Source organism: Paenibacillus sp. J31R34, from assembly GCF_059383715.1.
In genome coordinates, this window is record NZ_JBXENU010000002.1 from 174,289 (window position 1) to 190,330 (window position 16,042).

Genomic DNA, 16,042 nt, shown 5'->3' on the forward strand with positions numbered 1-16,042 from the left:
TTGCCTTAGCTGCTATTATTTTTTCGCTGCTAGAAAAGCATCGATTTGGCTTTGTACTTCTGCTAGAATTTTATCAATACCGGCCGCCTTCACCTGCTTGTTCAAATCCTCAAGGCCTTTATCTACATCCTTGATAGCGCCATACTCCAGCGGAATAGCAAAGCGGAGCATCACATTGCCAACATTCGCCACTTCCGTCTTCACCTTGCTGTTGTCAAAAACGAAGGTTTCCAGTGGGTAGTGGTAAACCTTCGCTTCCCAATCTTTCGTGAGCGCAGTCGCTTCCTCTGGGAAGGATGCGTTGTCACGATTAAGCGGCGAATTGAAGCCCCAGCTGGAGAAGCCTGTGAAGTTCACGCTTTTATCGGTCGTATCGTATTTATCGTCGCCAACGGCTGTGAAATGTACGCCTGGGATACCGTATTGCACCAAGTCATGAAGCTCTCTGTCATTTTGCATCAGGTCAACGAACATCAGCGCACGCTCCGGATTTTCCGAGGTTGCATGGATAGAAACACCGTTTTGCGTCGATACGGCATTCGATTTTTTCGTATTTGGCGTAATGTCCGCCAGCGCAAGCTCATAAGGCGATTTTTCCATGCGCATCAATGCCATAAGTGAGCCGAGCGTTCCCATATTATGCGTAATAGATGCTGTTTTGCCTTCTTTGAAATCCTGCTGATGGTCATTTTTATTGTTCAATACGTTTTTCGACCAGGCATTATTGTCAGCAAGGTCTTTGTAATAATACAGCAAATCCTTGAATTCCTGTGTTTCATAGACGTTAAACACTTTGCCCGCTTCATCCGTCAGCTTAAAGCCGATCGGCAGGTCGAAATCGAGCATGTTCCAGTCATGTTGCTGCTTGAGCAGAATGCGGTCTAAATTATGCAGCTTCCAGTCGCCGGTTTCCGGTGTGAATGGCGTAACGCCTTTCTCATTTTGAGCGACCGCTTTCAAATAGTTAGCATAGGCTTCCGGGCTGTCGATAGCAGGAAGGTTGTATTTTTTACGCAGGTCCTCCCGGTACAAAATCAGCTTCTCTACCGATTCGCCTCTGTTTTGCGGAACCATGTACAGCTTGCCGTTTACTTTCGCCTGATCCCAGCCAACCTTGTCCATTGCTTTCCACGTTTCTGGCATATATTTGGACAGCATATCGTCGGTCAGCTCCAGAAAGCCGCCTTTGAGTGCCTGATCGTTATAGCCCGCCCAGTTCGCAGAATAGATAAGGTCAAAATCTTCATTCGCCGCCAGCTTCAGCGGATATTTTTGCGCCCAATCGGACCAATCTAGAAATTCGGCATCGACAGTCGCATTGATTTTTTCCTTGAGCTTTTTATTAATTTCTGCAAATACGGCATCATAGTCAACCGGCTTCGGGCCGACAAACACCATTTTCAGCTTAACCTCTTTGGAAATATCTACGCCGTCCTTCGTCTGCGACTGTGCTGCGGAAGAATTTGTGCCTGACGCTGGTGCAGTGCTTGCTTCTGTTCCTGTATTGCCACCGTTGCCGCATGCACCAAGAACCATGGCTAAAGTTAAGGCTACCGCCGGTATAACGACTTTTTTCTTCTTTTGCATATTGAATTTCCCCCTTAAATGTAACTGTTGATATGCCCATCTATCTTGATAAACCAAGTTCCCTTGGGATTATCCTTTCACTGCGCCAATCGTCAAGCCTTTTACAAAGTACTTCTGGATGAAGGGATAGGCAAGCAGGATCGGACCGCTGGCTACAACCGTCATTGCCATCTTAAGGCCCTCTGTCGGCAGGCTTGTCGTCACGACAGCGCCTGAGCCCATCATTGCCTTGCGCATACCATCCATGTTGCCCAACATTTTGTACAAGTAATATTGCAGTGGCATCAGCTTGTCGTCCGCAACGAACAGCAGGGCATTATACCAATCATTCCAATAGCCGAGGGCAAGGAAGAGACCGATCGTTGCGAGAGCAGGCTTGGACAGCGGAAGAATAAGTTTCATGAAAATGAGGAAATCGCCTGCGCCATCGATTTTGGCCGATTCAACAATCGCTTCTGGAATGTTGCTCATAAACGATTTCATAACGATGATATAAAACACGTTCAGCAGCAGCGGCACAATCAGCGCCAGCGCCGTATCCTTCATATGGAGATAGTTGACGATGAGCAGGTACCAAGGCACAAGCCCGCCGCTGAACAGCGTCGTAAAGAAAAAGAAGAAGGAGAAAAAATTGCGCCATTTGAAATCTTTGCGTGATAGGCAATAGGCGGTCATAGCGGTCAGGAACAGACCGATCGCTGTACCGATAACGGTAACGGAGATGGTTACCCCATACGCCCGAATCATTTGTTCGGGATATTTGAACAGGATTTTATAAGGCTCCACAGAGAAGGCAGTTGGGAAAAATTGATAACCCTCACGCACAATTGTGCTTTCCTCCGTAAACGAAGAGGATACGATCAGAATAAAAGGCAGTATACACAGAACCGACAGTACGGTTAAGGAAGTATAGCCGATAATGGCAAGAAGTTGGCGGTCGAGCTGACCGCTTTTCACAGACTTGACGGCTTTACTGCCGATATTAGCATCAGATACACTCATTTTCATGACCTCCCACTAGAATAAGGCGCGATCTTTGTCATACTTGCGAACGGCATAGTTAAACAGCATAATGGTGGTAAATCCGAGAACCGATTGATAAACCCCCGCTGCGGCCGACATGCCAATGTCATTCGAAGTGATGAGCGACCTGAATACGAATGTATCAATAACATCAGTAGACGAGAACAACACACCATTATTGCCGACCATATTGTAAAACATCCCAAAATCGCCTTTGAAAATATTGCCCACTGCCAGCAGCACCAATATAATGACGGTTGGATATAAATTAGGAATCGTTACCTTGAAGATACGCTGAAAAATATTCGCGCCATCGATTTCCGCGGCCTCATACATTTCGGTATCAATGCTCGTAATCGCCGCCAAATACATGATCGTACCATAACCGAGCGTTTTCCACGCCGCTACCAGTACGAGAATAATCGGCCAATAGGCAGGCGTATTATAAATATCAATCGGCTCCATCCCAATATTTCTCAGCAGGGAATTAACCGTTCCGATGTCAAAGCTGAGCAGGTTGTAGGCAATCGCGCCCACGACAACCCAAGAAATAAAGTAAGGCAGGAACAAAATCGACTGAGCGATTTTGCGGAACCATTTGCCCCCAACCTCGAACAGCAAAATCGCCGTGAAAATTTGCAGCACATTGTTGACTACAATAAAAGCGATATTATAGAGCGCCGTATTTCTTGTTATGCGCCAGGCATCGCCCGATTCAAAGAAAAACCGAAAGTTGTCCAGCCCATTCCACGCGCTGCCGAAGATTCCGCCGGCATAATCATAATGCTTGAAAGCAATAATAATGCCCGCCATCGGTATATAAGCAAACAGTAGAAAAAACAAAACGGCTGGCAGCAGCATGAGCAAAATAGCCCGATATTTGATGACATCCTGTATAAATCCGTGTCGCTTCATCTGTGCTCCCCTCTCTTCTCTTGTCTGCTTTCATTATAAGAAAAGCAGAGCGTCCGCATAATTAAGGGGAACAACTAAAACTTATACTAATTCAACGATTGCATAAAATGGTGGTTAAAAAATAACCCGGAATCCGTCGGACCCCGGGCCATTACCATGAGATAAACACAGAAAAACGATTAAATATTATGTTTTTTCCGATATTCCCCCGGCGACATGCCAATCTGCTGCTTAAATTGGCGATTAAAATAAATAATATTTTTATAGCCAGCCAGCTCGGCAATTTCATATATCTTCTTGGTCGGGTCCTCCAGCAGCTTGCACACATGCTTCATACGCAGCTCGCTTAGAAAATCACTGAACAGCGTATTCGTCTCGGCTTTGAACAGCTGGCCCAAGTAGTTCGGCGTAAAATCAAAGTGGGCCGCCACCTCATTGAGCGTAATTTTCTGATCGAGCCGCTGCTCCACATACAGTGCGATTTCTTCGATCAGCTTCCGCTTCTGCCGCTGCTTCTTCAAATACAGTAGCTCGGACAGCTCGAAAAACCGCCTTCTCAGCCAGGAGAGAATGTCGTGCACCGTCTCAAATTGGAACAAGACAAATGGCTGATGGGAGTCCCATTTTAAAATTTCATATAAATGCTCGTTCATTTGTTGGAGATCCGCATGCAGCTTGGACGTAATACGAATGATGAGGTCGTAGATGTCGTTTTTCCCGGTTAGCGGCTGGTCGCCGCTGAACAGCTCCCGCAAGCAATCATCAACCGTCGTCAGATCATATTCCAGCATCGCCCGCAGCATCCGGTCTACCGTCTCTTCGAGGCTGTACGCCATCGCTTCTTTAGGCGACCAGGATGCTGCATCGTGAATGAGCCTGTTTTTCCCGACAATCCATTTGATGCTCAGAGCTGCCTGTGCCTGCTGATAGGCGTCATGCAGCTTGGCAATAACCGTTGTATGCATGCCGGCGCCAATCGTAATCGAATAGGGAAAAGCTTCGTTAAACGCTTGCACCAGCTTTTCAAGCAGCGCTTTGCATTCCGCCTCCTGCACCGTCGCCAGCAGCACAAAATGATAGTCATAGCTGGTCAGCAACGTTCCAACTTGATGACGGTCAACAAAGTCACGAATAAACAACGCCATCTCCGCTGTTAAGGAACGTCGCTCACCCGCTGCCATCTTGCCCAGCTTCCACTCCATATCATCAATTTCAATAATGGCAACAGCTGCTCCGCCCTGCAGCAGCGGCATAAGGAAGCTGTGAAGATGCTGCTCTACTCGCCCCGATGTCGGCTCGTTAAACCAGCGCAGCAGCAGCTCCTGATGCACCAGCGTCAGCGTCTCGGTCAGCGACTGGTTTTGCTGCCGCTCCTGCTCGATTTTGTTGCATAGCTCCAGCAGCATATCATGAAGCTCGGTATCATCAACCGGCTTAAGCAAATACCCGGAGGCGTTCAGCTGGATCGCTTCCCTCGCGTAGCTGAAATCCTGATGGCCGCTTATAAAAACAAGATGCGCCATCGGGTTAATTGCCTTCGCCCTGCGGGCAAATTCCATCCCCGACATAATCGGCATGCGAATATCCGAGAGAATCAGGTCGATGCGCTTCTGCTCCATCATTTCCAGCGCCTCGAACCCGCTAGTGGCAACGGACACATCCTGCAATTGCAGGCGCTCATTGCCGACTACCCGTCGCCGGAGCCATTCCAAATCGATCGCCTCATCATCCACGAGCAATAAACTAATATCCATCCCCGCACGCTCCCCTCTAAGCTGCCTATAGCCAAATCCCTTCTGCATCCTCCCTCATCTCGGCATTTTCGACCGGAAGAATAATTTGCACCGTTGTGCCCGCGCCATAATGACTGCCGATTCGAATGCCAAAATCCGTGCCGTAGCGCAGCTTGATTCGCTCTTCGACGTTTTTCAGACCATATTTATCCGATTTGGCGTCTTCCACTTTATCCGTTTGTCCCGCAGGAGCAGGCATAGGCAAGGATGTATTCGAAAGCATTTTTTTGATCGTATCCGGCCGCATCCCGATGCCGGTATCAATAATTTTCAGCTCAATGCGGTCGCCCAGCCGCCTGCCCGTTATGCGTATCGCTATCGTTTTGCCAAACCAAGCGTGCTTAAATATATTTTCCACAAATGGCTGTAAAATAAGCTTAATAATCGGCGTTTGCAAAATATCCGGCTCGATGTCGTAATAAACCTCGAACGTATCGGCATATTTTACCCGTTGAATGTCCAAATACGTTTTTACCTGCTCAATCTCCTTCTCCAGCGTAATGTACACATTGCCGCCATTCAGCGTTAAACGGTAAAACTTCGACAGCCCCTGAACCATCGCCGTCACCTTGTCCGTCTCACCCAAATTAGCCAGACTGCCAATCGTCGAGAGCGTGTTGTACAAAAAATGAGGGCTGATCTGCGCTTGCAGCACATCAAGCTCCGCCTGCTTTTTCTGAATGCCCTGCACGTAGACATTTTTAATCAGCTCTTGAATGCTCGTCGCCATTTGGTTGAAGGAATTGGCAATATGAACAAATTCATCATTGCCGGTAAAACCAATCCGCTTATGAAAGTTCCCTTCTTGGAAGGAGCGAACCAGCATAACAATTCGCTTCATTTTTTTTCCAGACAACCGGGCAACAATATAGCCAATAAACGCCATGACCAGGAAGCTGATTAAGCACACGGCGAAAATAACCTTTTGCATACGGCTGGCATCCTTGTTTAAATAGGCATGCGGCACAAGCGTTTCAATCACAAATGGCGTTCCGGGTATGTCCTCTTTTACACTCAGGTAGGAGGCCGAATTAGACTGATCGCTTGTTATGCCGCGCGTATACATGACCTCGCCTGATTGGGTGTTAAGAAGTCGCAAGCTGATGCCTTGATCAATCGGGAACGTATCGAAGTTGCCAAGCAGCTCATCAAAGCGAGCCGTCACGCGCACATATCCGATAACAGAAGCCATGCCGCTGGAGGACACCAGCTTGCGAAAATGCGAAACGTTTTCCAGTTTGCGGTCGGAAGCCAGCTGTATCCAAAGATTATCCTGATTGGATGCTTGGAGTGACTTGAACCAGTCCGTATTCTCGATATGATGCATCGAAAGCACATAATAGTCTCTACGCTGAATAGGCTTGTCCATATCATCGCCCAGCACCTCGTACATTTTCTCGTCTACCGTGTAAACCGCGAGCCGGATATTGTTCCCATACAGCTGGAGCGGCGCTCTCATCTGCGGTATGATGTCATCCTTCATTTTCAGCATAATCTCCAGTGGTTCTCCCGTGTTTTGCAGGGCATTCTGAAACGTTAAGCTGCTGAAAAGCGTGCTCGATATACGTTCTATCTCATCCATTTGGTATTCAATATTATTGCGCGTCTGCTCCATCGCGGTGCGAATATTCGTCTCAGCCATCTCCGTTCGTGACTGAACGAGCATCGTATAGGAGATATAGCCGACCAGCACATCCGTCAGCAGCACAAGCGCCATGTATGGAATCATCATTTTATACGTAAATGGTATATACAGCTTGCTCAGCTGGAAGCTCTTCATCTGTTGTCTCCTTTCGTATCCTGCAGCACTTATGTGCATCATTCTACAATATAGGAGGGGATTTTGATATGGCAATAAAATCACTATTCCTGCACTTATTTTAGCCTCACAAGAAAATAACCCGTAAAGTGGAAACTCTTAGAGAGTCCATTTTACGGGTTAGATTTATTTGTTTATTTATTTATTTCACAATACTCTCCAGCACATCATCAATCATTTGCGAGTTGGCAATCGTTCCTGTGTACAGCCAGCTGGCATTGTTGTCATACGCGTAGACGTTGTTATTTTTCACTGCAGGAATGCCCTGCCAGATCGGATCGCTCAGAATTTCCTCTTTCGTCGCCTCCCTGCTGTTCACAATGAACAGGTAATCGGCGTCCAGCTCGGCGAGCTTCTCCTTGGAAATCGCACTCCAATTCGCCTTCGCCGTAGAGGATATTTCCGCAACCACGTTCGGAACGGCCAAACCCAGATCCCGATAAAGCAAATCGCCGCTGGATAAGTTTTGGTTGACGACGTAGACATTTTTAGCCGTTATCCAGAGAACCGCAGCCGACTTGTCACCGATTGCTTGGTGCAGCTTATCCTTGGCATCTGTAGCTTTCGCTTCATAATCAGCCAGCACCTGCTTCGCTTCCTCACTCTTATTCAGCACTTCTCCTACCGTCAGCAGTTCCTGCCGCCAATCATTGTTGACATCGCTGCCTACTGTATAGGTTGGGGCAATTTTAGCATATTGTGCATACTTGTCCCCCATTACCATTTCCGCATTGTCGATAATAATAAGATCAGGCTGGTAGCTCAGCACGACTTCATAGGGAAGCTCGGATGGAATAGCAGGGATATTCGCCAGCTCCTTCTGCAAATAATTTTGCACCTTCCCATCACTTACCGACCACTGAGCAACCGGAATGACGCCTAGCGCCACCAAATGATCTTCCAAATAAGAGGCTATAACCCGTTGAGGATTAGCTGGAACCTTAACTTCATTCCCCAAACCATCCTTCAGTACCCGCTCACCCGCTGTCTGTTCCGCTGCATGGCTGCTTGCGGCTGGCGCAGCCCCATTTGTCGCTGGAGAATTTACCGAACTTCCGCATGCACTGACCAATAGAGTCACCGCAAGCAGCATCATAATGGCAATTGATTGTTTGGAAACTCTGTTCATTCTTAATACCCCTTCGCCTCTGTTTTGATAATGATTATCACTAATAACAGTATGCCCGCTGCGCCTCCTGGATACAATGGGGTATCGGGACATCAATAATGGATTATAAGGGCGTTTTCTCGGGGGGCTCGCTTCCGTTTTATAATGGATCGGCGAAATGCCCGTATGCTTTTTAAAAATACGGCTGAAAAAATAAACGTCCGGATAGCCGACACCGGCGGCTATTTCCTGTAAAGTCCCCTCCGTGCTCGTCAGCAGATCTTTCGCCTTCTGGATGCGAAGCTGGATGAGATAATCAATCGGACTATGGTGGATTTGATTTTTGAATAGGCGCGTTAAATGCCTTGGCGTACAATCCAGCACATTCGCCAGCCGCTCCAGTGTAATCGATTCCGCATAATGCTCATGGATAAACCTGACCGCTTGGGCGACCAGATCCGCTTTTATAACGGGAACCTCCTGCTCCTCAAGCTGCCGCAGCAATTCATAGATGAAGTCGTAGAACAACGTTTTCACATGCAGCTCAGCAAGCTTGCCGTCCTTATGAAATTCTTCGTTCAGCTGCTTCAGCTTCTCATAAAGGGATATTGGAAAAACGGGCGTAACACCGTATTGCATGCGAAAAGGATTTTTCTCCAGCAGCCGCTGTTTTTCTGGCATATTCAGAAGCGGCTGAACCGTTTTGTAGAGGATGAGATAATATTCAAAAAGCTCATCTGTGGGGCGAATATCCAAATAAAAGCCTTTCCCGCCATGCAATATTTGAAATTTTTTGAATGCATATTCCCGATTGTCCAAAGCAACCGCCGCACTGCCTCTTAGCGCAAACAAAAACGCATTGGCCGGCAGCCGATAGGCGCTAAGCGCTTCCCCTAGCTTCATCTTAATATGCCGAACGTCCATCACTTTAATGGCACTATGCGTGAACCAAAACAGCTGCTCCTCCATGTTTATCTTGTCGTTCGTGACTTCCACTTTTTCTTCACTCCTTGCTCTTACACTGCACTCGTCTTTATTTGAAAAAACGAATAAAAAAAGCAAAAAACAGGCCAATCATGGTAATATCTAACCATAATCGAACTGTTTGATGCAACTGCTCTTGCATAGCGAATATTCGAGGCAATCTCCTCTGACAATTCAAAACTGGGAACGGCAGCCTGGGAACGACAGCATTAGATTGTTACTCCGTTCGCTTACCTCGGGCCCGCTCATGCTTTTTATGGCGGACTGAGGCTCCGCTATTTTGGCTTTTAATCCCATTTCAGGCCATCAGCGGACAGGAAATCCGTTATTGCCCTCAATATCCCATTAAAATGGCTTATGGCAGCGCATTAGTGTCCCCTGAGTCCGCAGCCTGCGTCATATCCGTGATTCTGCTGAAATAGCGGCTGCTGTGTCCGCCGCCAAACCTGTCTTTGTGCAGGGTGTTTACCGTTCCGTTCCCACCTGCATTGGAAAGCAGCAGGCTTCAAGCAGCCTCACAAACGCTGCTAAAACTTCCTAACCACCGAGCGGTACATGAGGAACAGGAAATACGGACTGCCGATCAGCATAATAATTAGACCTGATGGAATTTCTTTCGGTGCCATAATCGTTCTACCGAGCGTATCGGCAATGACGAGCAGCAAGCCGCCGAGCAGTCCTGACAAAATAATGGAGCGTCTCGTGTGATGCCCAATCATCATGCGCACGACATGCGGTGCCATAAGTCCGAGAAAACCTATCGTACCTACGCTCGCAACAGCTCCCGCTGCTAGCAAAACGCCGATAATCATCGCCCAGAGCCGCGTTCCTCGAACCGGCAGGCCAAGGCCTATCGAGCTTTCGTCGCCAAACGCCAGCAAATCGAATTTCCTGCCCAAATAGTAGGCAATCGGAAGGATAAGCAGAAACAGCATAATGCTATAAAATTGATTCCAGCCTCTCCCATAGGTTGTGCCCGTTAACCAAATCAGGGCTGTACTATTCCAAAGGCTCGCCTTGACGATCATCGCCTGTATGCCCGCAGAGCCGATTGCCGATACTGCGATGCCAAGCAAAATAAGAACAGACGGATTTAAAGATTTGCGCCAAGCTAAGAAAAAGACAAAGGCTGCGGCAAGAATCCCACCTGCAATTGCCGCAAACGGGAGAGCGAAGATTGTTAAATTCGGCAGCGCAACCAATACGATTAGCGCGCCAAACCCCGCCCCCGACGTCACGCCAATAATCGAGGCATCAGCCAACGGATTTCGAACTGCGCTTTGAATTAAAACGCCGCTAATAGCAAGCGCAATTCCACCCCCAGCCGCAACGAGTGTACGCGGGAGCCTTAATTTCAGCAGCACCGAATAGGATGAGTCTCCTCCACCGACGAGGCTGCCTAGCAAATCGGCAATCGGTATTCTCGTTCCCCCAAGCGACAAGCTTACGAGGATGATAACGATGAGCAGCACGGTCATGGATATTGCAGTCGGAGCGAAGCGCATACGCAGCGCTACCCCGCCGATGTTCATAGATGACTGCCCAGAGCCTGAACCGGATATATTTTTCATCTTGGTCAGTACGAGCCAGATGAGCCAAGGCGCTCCGATAATCGCCATGACCGCGCCAACCGGCATTTCCCCTAAATTGCTCCGCACCATACGAGCAAGCAAATCCGCCGCCGTAATAAGCAGCGCTCCCCACAATGCGCTGGCGGGAATAAGCAGGCGATGCTTGCGAATACCGCTAAGCCGGACAAGATGGGGGGCGACCAGACCAACGAAGCCAATCGGGCCAACTACACTGACTACAATCGCAGCCAGCAGTACCGAGAGGCCAAGCCCCATTGCCCGAATTAAGCCTACACGCTGCCCAAGCGAACGAGCGGTAGACTCATCGAGCTCCAAGGCATCAAATTGCCTTCCTGCGAGCATTGTGATTCCAAGCAAGCCAATGACGAAAGGCCATGCATACTCGACTCCGCTCCAGTTCAGCTGAATTAAGGAACCTGAACCCCATAAAAATAAATTTTGCGTTTCCGTTTGCTTAAAAATATGAATGGCCGTTGTAAACGCCCCAAGCACCATGGATACGATCATGCCTGATAAGGCAAGCCTGATAGGTGTGGCCTTCCGGCCGCCGCTCAGGAAATAGGCAATTAACGCCGCCAGCAATCCCCCCGCCGCAGCCATTAAAAATGGGAACTGCTGCTGCAGAGCAGGAAAGGCTACCACGCCAAGGACAACCATAAAGTAAGCCCCAGCATTGATACCTAGTGTATCTGAGGCAGCGAGCGGGTTTTTCGTTATCGTTTGCAGTAAGGCGCCAGCCGCAGCGAGCGCAGCCCCGGCCAAAATACCAATAACCGTGCGCGGCATGCGGATATCCCAGAGCAGATTATGCTCCATTATATCTTGGCGGCCAAGCAACCCTTCTAACACGGTGGCTGCCGGGATTTTAGCTTCCCCGAAGCAAAGACTAAGAAGGGATAATACGAAAAGGGCGGCAAGGCCGCCCCCAAATATTCCAATTACCCGCCAGGTCATTCCGATAGTGGCTTCATTGTTATGATTATCGTTCATCTTGGCACTCATTTCGTTAATGTATTCACAACTTCATCAACGATCACTTTCGAGGAGATTGGACCGCCGAACACCCAGGTTGCGCTATCTAATCCGTAGATGCGTTCCTCCTTAACGAAGGTAAGACCGTTCCAAACCGAGTTATCCTTTAGTTCTTTCGAAAAAATATTATCATCCTTTTGAACAATGTAGATCAGATTGGTGTCTTGAACCGCCGGCAGCGCTTCAACCGTCGAAGTGCTAAATCCGTAAACCTCAAAGTTTTCCGATTTCCAATCATTTTTCAGGCCAATCCGATCCAGCGTTTGTACGGCAAGCGAGTTGTCAGTAAAAAGACGCAGCGTTGCTGCATTTTGGTAGCTGTACGCTTGTGTCAGCACATAGTTGAAGCCACCCTTTCCTGCCGCAGCAAGCGCAGCCTTTGCATCCGCATAATGCGCATCCAGGTCAGCTAGAACTTTAGTACCTTCCTCTGTTTTGCCAACAGCAGCTGCAATCGTTTTGAACACTTCTTCCATCTGGTCATATTGATTGGTGTCCCCTTCAAGCGGGTATAGACTAAAAATCAACGTTGGCGCAATGCCTTTCAATTGATCATAAATCGCTTCGTGGCTATCCGTATTCGCTATAATCAAATCGGGCTTCAAAGCCGCAATTGTCTCCAGATTCGGAGCGTCACGCATACCAACATCCGTCACGTTTTCATCCAGTGGCGCTTCTGATGTCACATACAGCTTATATTGTGCGTTATCGGCATTACCAACTGGCTGCACTCCAAGCGCAATCACGTCCTCCGTAAATGTCCACTCTAGTACGACAACCTTTTGCGCAGGCTTATCCAGCTTAACCTCGCCTTTAGCATCCTTTAATACAATAGGTCCAGCCGCAGCGGACTCCCCATTCGAATTTGCAGCAGCTGCATGGTCAGTTGCGGTTCCTTCTGCTGCCGAATTATTCGTAGTGTTAGATCCACAGCCCGCTGCGACCAGCATAACAACGATAATCATAATTAAACCCATTAGCCTTTTGTTCATTTTGTTTATCCCCCTGTTATTCCAAAAATCAAAGCTATTCTACTACGATAATGTTTATCACTATGTTGATAATGATTATCATGATTAGGTACAATAGCTATATTAGCTACCATTTTACTGAAAGTCAATGTTTAAATTTTCAATTCCCACTTTATCCGACCCGAATACGAAAAAAGGACAGGATACGCTCTCCTGCCCTTTTCCTCCTCGTTACCTTGTATCCTTGTCGCAAGCTGTATCGGTCCTGTAGCCTATACATTCACCTATTTCAGCTCTGCAGCCAGACGCTCATTTCGCCAGGCTGGCGATTGCCCCATAAATAATAAGGAATGGACTTGAATCGAACCGCGTTCCTCTGCTTCGTATAAGGGCGGTAGGGCTTACCATCGGACCATGAAGCAGGGTCTGTCACTACTCCATCACCTTCTACAATAACGCAGCCTCCAAGAAGATTTTGAACGGCATACTCCGTCAAATTCGGCTCCTCGGCTAATGCAAGCGAGGTAATCGGAGCTCCATTGTCGGCTTCCTCTAGGCAATAGACGAGCGGCCCACGCTGAATGGCCACTTTGCCAGCATCTGCCCGAATGAACGGGTGGGCAGCAATTAGCTTTGCCTCCATCGGAAGCAGCCACTGCAAGGTATCGCCATCTGACCAATTTCGCTCTACCTTCGCATAGCCATTTTCAATACGATAGGGCTGCGTTTCGCCATTCACTTTCAACGTCGGCTGCTCGCTTTGGAACCAATCCGGTATGCGTAATGCGATTTCAAACGCAGCACTTACTTCGCCCTCAGGGAGCGAAACCGATAATTGGATAAGGCCGCTCCAAGGAAGCTCGGAGCGCTGCTGCAAGTTTACGTTGACACCACCAAGTTCGAAAGAGGCGTTGCTTCCAATAAACAAATGGGTATATACCGTCCTGCCATCATTAGACACGTCGTAAATATAATCATTTAGCGAGCAGAGCAGCCGGGCGACGTTAGGGGGACAGCAGGAGCATCCAAACCATTTTTGCCGAACCGGCTTGACGTGATGTCTGTCTGGATTTTTGCCGCTTGCTTCTGGCCACACCTCTAGCGGGTTAACATAAAAGAAATGTTTGCCATCCTTGGACATGCTGCCAAGTACATTGTTGTACAGCGCTCTCTCCATCACATCCGCATACTCGCTTTTGGCTTCAAGCTGCAGCATCCGGCGTGCCCAGAAAATCAAACCGATAGAGGCACAGGTTTCCGCATAAACCGTATCGTTTGGAAGATCGTAGTCGAACGTGAAAGCTTCTCCGTGATGCGTTGAGCCAATTCCCCCAGTAATGTACATTTGTTTACATGTCGTATTCAACCACAGTCGCTCGCAAGCTTCGCGCAGCCCCGCGTCTTCAGTCAAGCGGGCGAGGTCAGCCATCGCCGTGTACATATAGACGGCTCGAACGGAGTGACCAACCGCAACCGTTTGCTCACGTACGGGAAGATGGCATTGGTATACTTCCAGATTAGGCATTCCTTGCGACCAAATATTTGTCCTGCCGCCGCGTTCCCATTCCTCTATAAAATAGTTTGGCTCGCTTCCACGTTCATTAATGAAGTAGCAGCTCAGGTTCAAATAGCGCTCTTCTCCCGTCACTCCGTACAGCTTCACCAAGGCCAATTCAATTTCCTGATGGCCGCAATAGGCCCTGATCTGGCCCGGTTCGGTTCCGAACAGGCTTGCAATCAGATCAGCGAAGCGACAAGAGATTTCGAGCAATTTGCGCTTGCCTGTCGCTTCGTAATAAGCAACTGCCGCTTCAATTAAATGGCCTGCACAATAAAGCTCATGGGCCTCGTAAAGATTCGTCCATTGTCTGCCAGGTTCTTTGATCGTAAAATAGGTATTCAAATAGCCGTTGCTTTGCTGGGCTTGGCCGATCAGGTCAATCGCTTCATCGGCAATTCTCTCCAGCTCAGGATCGGGGTGGCGGCGAAGCGAATAGGCAACAGCCTCCAGCCATTTGTAAAGATCGCTATCTTGAAATACCCAGCCGCCAAATTCGCCTTTCGCCAATCCAGCAGCAATCTGGAAATTTCGTATGGCGTGGCTCGGCTCAGCCCCCTCTATCCTATCGTTCAGCGCTTCCCACTGATAGGGTATAACCGTTTGGCGAACAAGCTCGGAATATGAGTTCCAAAAATCATCTTGGATATGAATCTGTTTTTTTCGCATAGATATCCACCTCGAAATTATAAAATTTGACTCTCTATAGCATCGAGTATATGCTTTTTATAACTGTCATAATAGAAACGGATTGACCTTTTTTCTATAAAAAATAACACAGAATGATGAGGATAAGCATTTGAATGACGAGTTCATGGTTTCGCTGCAAACCCCACCCCTTCCTTATTATTGGGAAGCTGGCCGCTCGGACTTCCGCACAGGGGATCGCCATCCGAATCGAAAGCATTTTAGGCTTTTCGATCTGCTGATCGTGGTTAATGGAGTCCTGCACATTGGTGAAAATGGGATCGAATGGTCGCTTGGAGCAGGAGATGCGTTATTGCTGCTGCCAGAAGGGGAGCATTATTCGGTCAAGCCTTGCACGCAGGAAACGTCTTTTTACTGGGTTCATTTCGAGCATGAGCTCTGGCGTCAAGATCCCCTGATTGCCCAGCCAGAAGCAACAGCCCCGTCTTCACCATTCGATAATCCAAAATTAATACGTATCCCTAAGCAAACAGCGCTGCCTAATCCCCAAATCGCGTTTGATCTGATGAGACAGCTTCTAGAGCTGCGGGTCGGCGAAGCCTTCTGGGAGAAGCAGCACTTGCTGTTCCAACTGCTCGCTTTGCTGGAAAACGGAAGCTCGGGTATAGCTAGCACACCGGCAACACGTCTGGCCGAGAAGGCTGCTGCTTACCTGCAGCGCAACTACCAAGAGGAAATCACCAATGAAACGCTGGCATTGGAGCTGCATTTTCACCCTAACTACATCGTTCGTTGCATGAAAATGAAATACGGTGTCACGCCCGTTCATTACTTGCTGCAATTCCGGATGGAGCGGGCGAAGCAGCTTCTCATCTCGACGGAATGGTCCATCGATCGCATAGCTGAGGAGGTTGGGTTTCGATATGCACCTTACTTCTCCACCTGCTTCAAGCGCAGCGTTGGAATGACTCCACTCCACTTTCGCAAGAAAGAGTAGACGAAAAACACCAAC

General features: G+C 48.4%; 10 protein-coding genes. 1 reads left to right on the top strand and 9 read right to left on the bottom strand.

Annotated features, from left to right (window positions below):
• Positions 1 to 15 precede the first annotated feature (15 nt).
• The 9 genes from AC50YG_RS06315 to AC50YG_RS06355 all read right to left on the bottom strand — a co-directional run bounded on the left by AC50YG_RS06315 (position 16) and on the right by AC50YG_RS06355 (position 15,051).
• Positions 16 to 1,587 (bottom strand): ABC transporter substrate-binding protein, encoded by a 1,572-nt coding sequence (locus tag AC50YG_RS06315; RefSeq protein WP_473758219.1) that lies wholly within the window; start codon positions 1,585 to 1,587, stop codon positions 16 to 18.
• 69 nt (positions 1,588 to 1,656) lie between these two features.
• Positions 1,657 to 2,589 carry a carbohydrate ABC transporter permease gene (locus AC50YG_RS06320; RefSeq protein ID WP_341281308.1) on the bottom strand — a complete coding sequence of 311 codons (933 nt, stop codon included), beginning with the start codon at positions 2,587 to 2,589 and terminating at the stop codon, positions 1,657 to 1,659.
• A 15-nt stretch (positions 2,590 to 2,604) separates the two neighbouring features.
• Complete coding sequence (locus tag AC50YG_RS06325; RefSeq protein WP_056042839.1) at positions 2,605 to 3,525, bottom strand: ABC transporter permease; 921 nt, start codon at positions 3,523 to 3,525, stop codon at positions 2,605 to 2,607.
• A 179-nt stretch (positions 3,526 to 3,704) separates the two neighbouring features.
• Positions 3,705 to 5,279: a response regulator gene (locus AC50YG_RS06330; RefSeq protein WP_473758217.1), complete on the bottom strand. Its 1,575-nt coding sequence runs from the start codon at positions 5,277 to 5,279 to the stop codon at positions 3,705 to 3,707.
• A gap of 25 nt (positions 5,280 to 5,304) precedes the next feature.
• Positions 5,305 to 7,098: a sensor histidine kinase gene (locus AC50YG_RS06335; RefSeq protein ID WP_494825533.1), complete on the bottom strand. Its 1,794-nt coding sequence runs from the start codon at positions 7,096 to 7,098 to the stop codon at positions 5,305 to 5,307.
• Between the two features lie 181 nt (positions 7,099 to 7,279).
• Positions 7,280 to 9,241 (bottom strand): AraC family transcriptional regulator, encoded by a 1,962-nt coding sequence (locus AC50YG_RS06340; RefSeq protein WP_494825535.1) that lies wholly within the window; start codon positions 9,239 to 9,241, stop codon positions 7,280 to 7,282.
• Between the two features lie 515 nt (positions 9,242 to 9,756).
• Positions 9,757 to 11,811: an iron ABC transporter permease gene (locus tag AC50YG_RS06345; protein ID WP_494825537.1), complete on the bottom strand. Its 2,055-nt coding sequence runs from the start codon at positions 11,809 to 11,811 to the stop codon at positions 9,757 to 9,759.
• 8 nt (positions 11,812 to 11,819) lie between these two features.
• On the bottom strand, positions 11,820 to 12,845 hold the full coding sequence (locus AC50YG_RS06350; protein ID WP_494825539.1) for an ABC transporter substrate-binding protein: 1,026 nt from the start codon (positions 12,843 to 12,845) through the stop codon (positions 11,820 to 11,822).
• Positions 12,846 to 13,113: 268 nt separating this feature from the next.
• Positions 13,114 to 15,051 (bottom strand): glycoside hydrolase family 127 protein, encoded by a 1,938-nt coding sequence (locus tag AC50YG_RS06355; protein WP_494825541.1) that lies wholly within the window; start codon positions 15,049 to 15,051, stop codon positions 13,114 to 13,116.
• Positions 15,052 to 15,181: 130 nt separating this feature from the next.
• Between AC50YG_RS06355 and AC50YG_RS06360 the strand changes: the two genes are divergently transcribed.
• On the top strand, positions 15,182 to 16,027 hold the full coding sequence (locus AC50YG_RS06360) for an AraC family transcriptional regulator (protein WP_494825543.1): 846 nt from the start codon (positions 15,182 to 15,184) through the stop codon (positions 16,025 to 16,027).
• The last annotated feature ends 15 nt before the right edge of the window (positions 16,028 to 16,042 follow it).

Excerpts from the sequence above, each read along its gene's own strand:
- AC50YG_RS06315 (WP_473758219.1), bottom strand. The coding sequence starts at position 1,587 with ATGCAAAAGAAGAAAAAAGTCGTTATACCGGCGGTAGCCTTAACTTTA.
- AC50YG_RS06320 (WP_341281308.1), bottom strand. The coding sequence starts at position 2,589 with ATGAGTGTATCTGATGCTAATATCGGCAGTAAAGCCGTCAAGTCTGTG.
- AC50YG_RS06325 (WP_056042839.1), bottom strand. The coding sequence starts at position 3,525 with ATGAAGCGACACGGATTTATACAGGATGTCATCAAATATCGGGCTATT.
- AC50YG_RS06330 (WP_473758217.1), bottom strand. The coding sequence starts at position 5,279 with ATGGATATTAGTTTATTGCTCGTGGATGATGAGGCGATCGATTTGGAA.
- AC50YG_RS06335 (WP_494825533.1), bottom strand. The coding sequence starts at position 7,098 with ATGAAGAGCTTCCAGCTGAGCAAGCTGTATATACCATTTACGTATAAA.
- AC50YG_RS06345 (WP_494825537.1), bottom strand. The coding sequence starts at position 11,811 with ATGAACGATAATCATAACAATGAAGCCACTATCGGAATGACCTGGCGG.
- AC50YG_RS06350 (WP_494825539.1), bottom strand. The coding sequence starts at position 12,845 with ATGAACAAAAGGCTAATGGGTTTAATTATGATTATCGTTGTTATGCTG.
- AC50YG_RS06355 (WP_494825541.1), bottom strand. The coding sequence starts at position 15,051 with ATGCGAAAAAAACAGATTCATATCCAAGATGATTTTTGGAACTCATAT.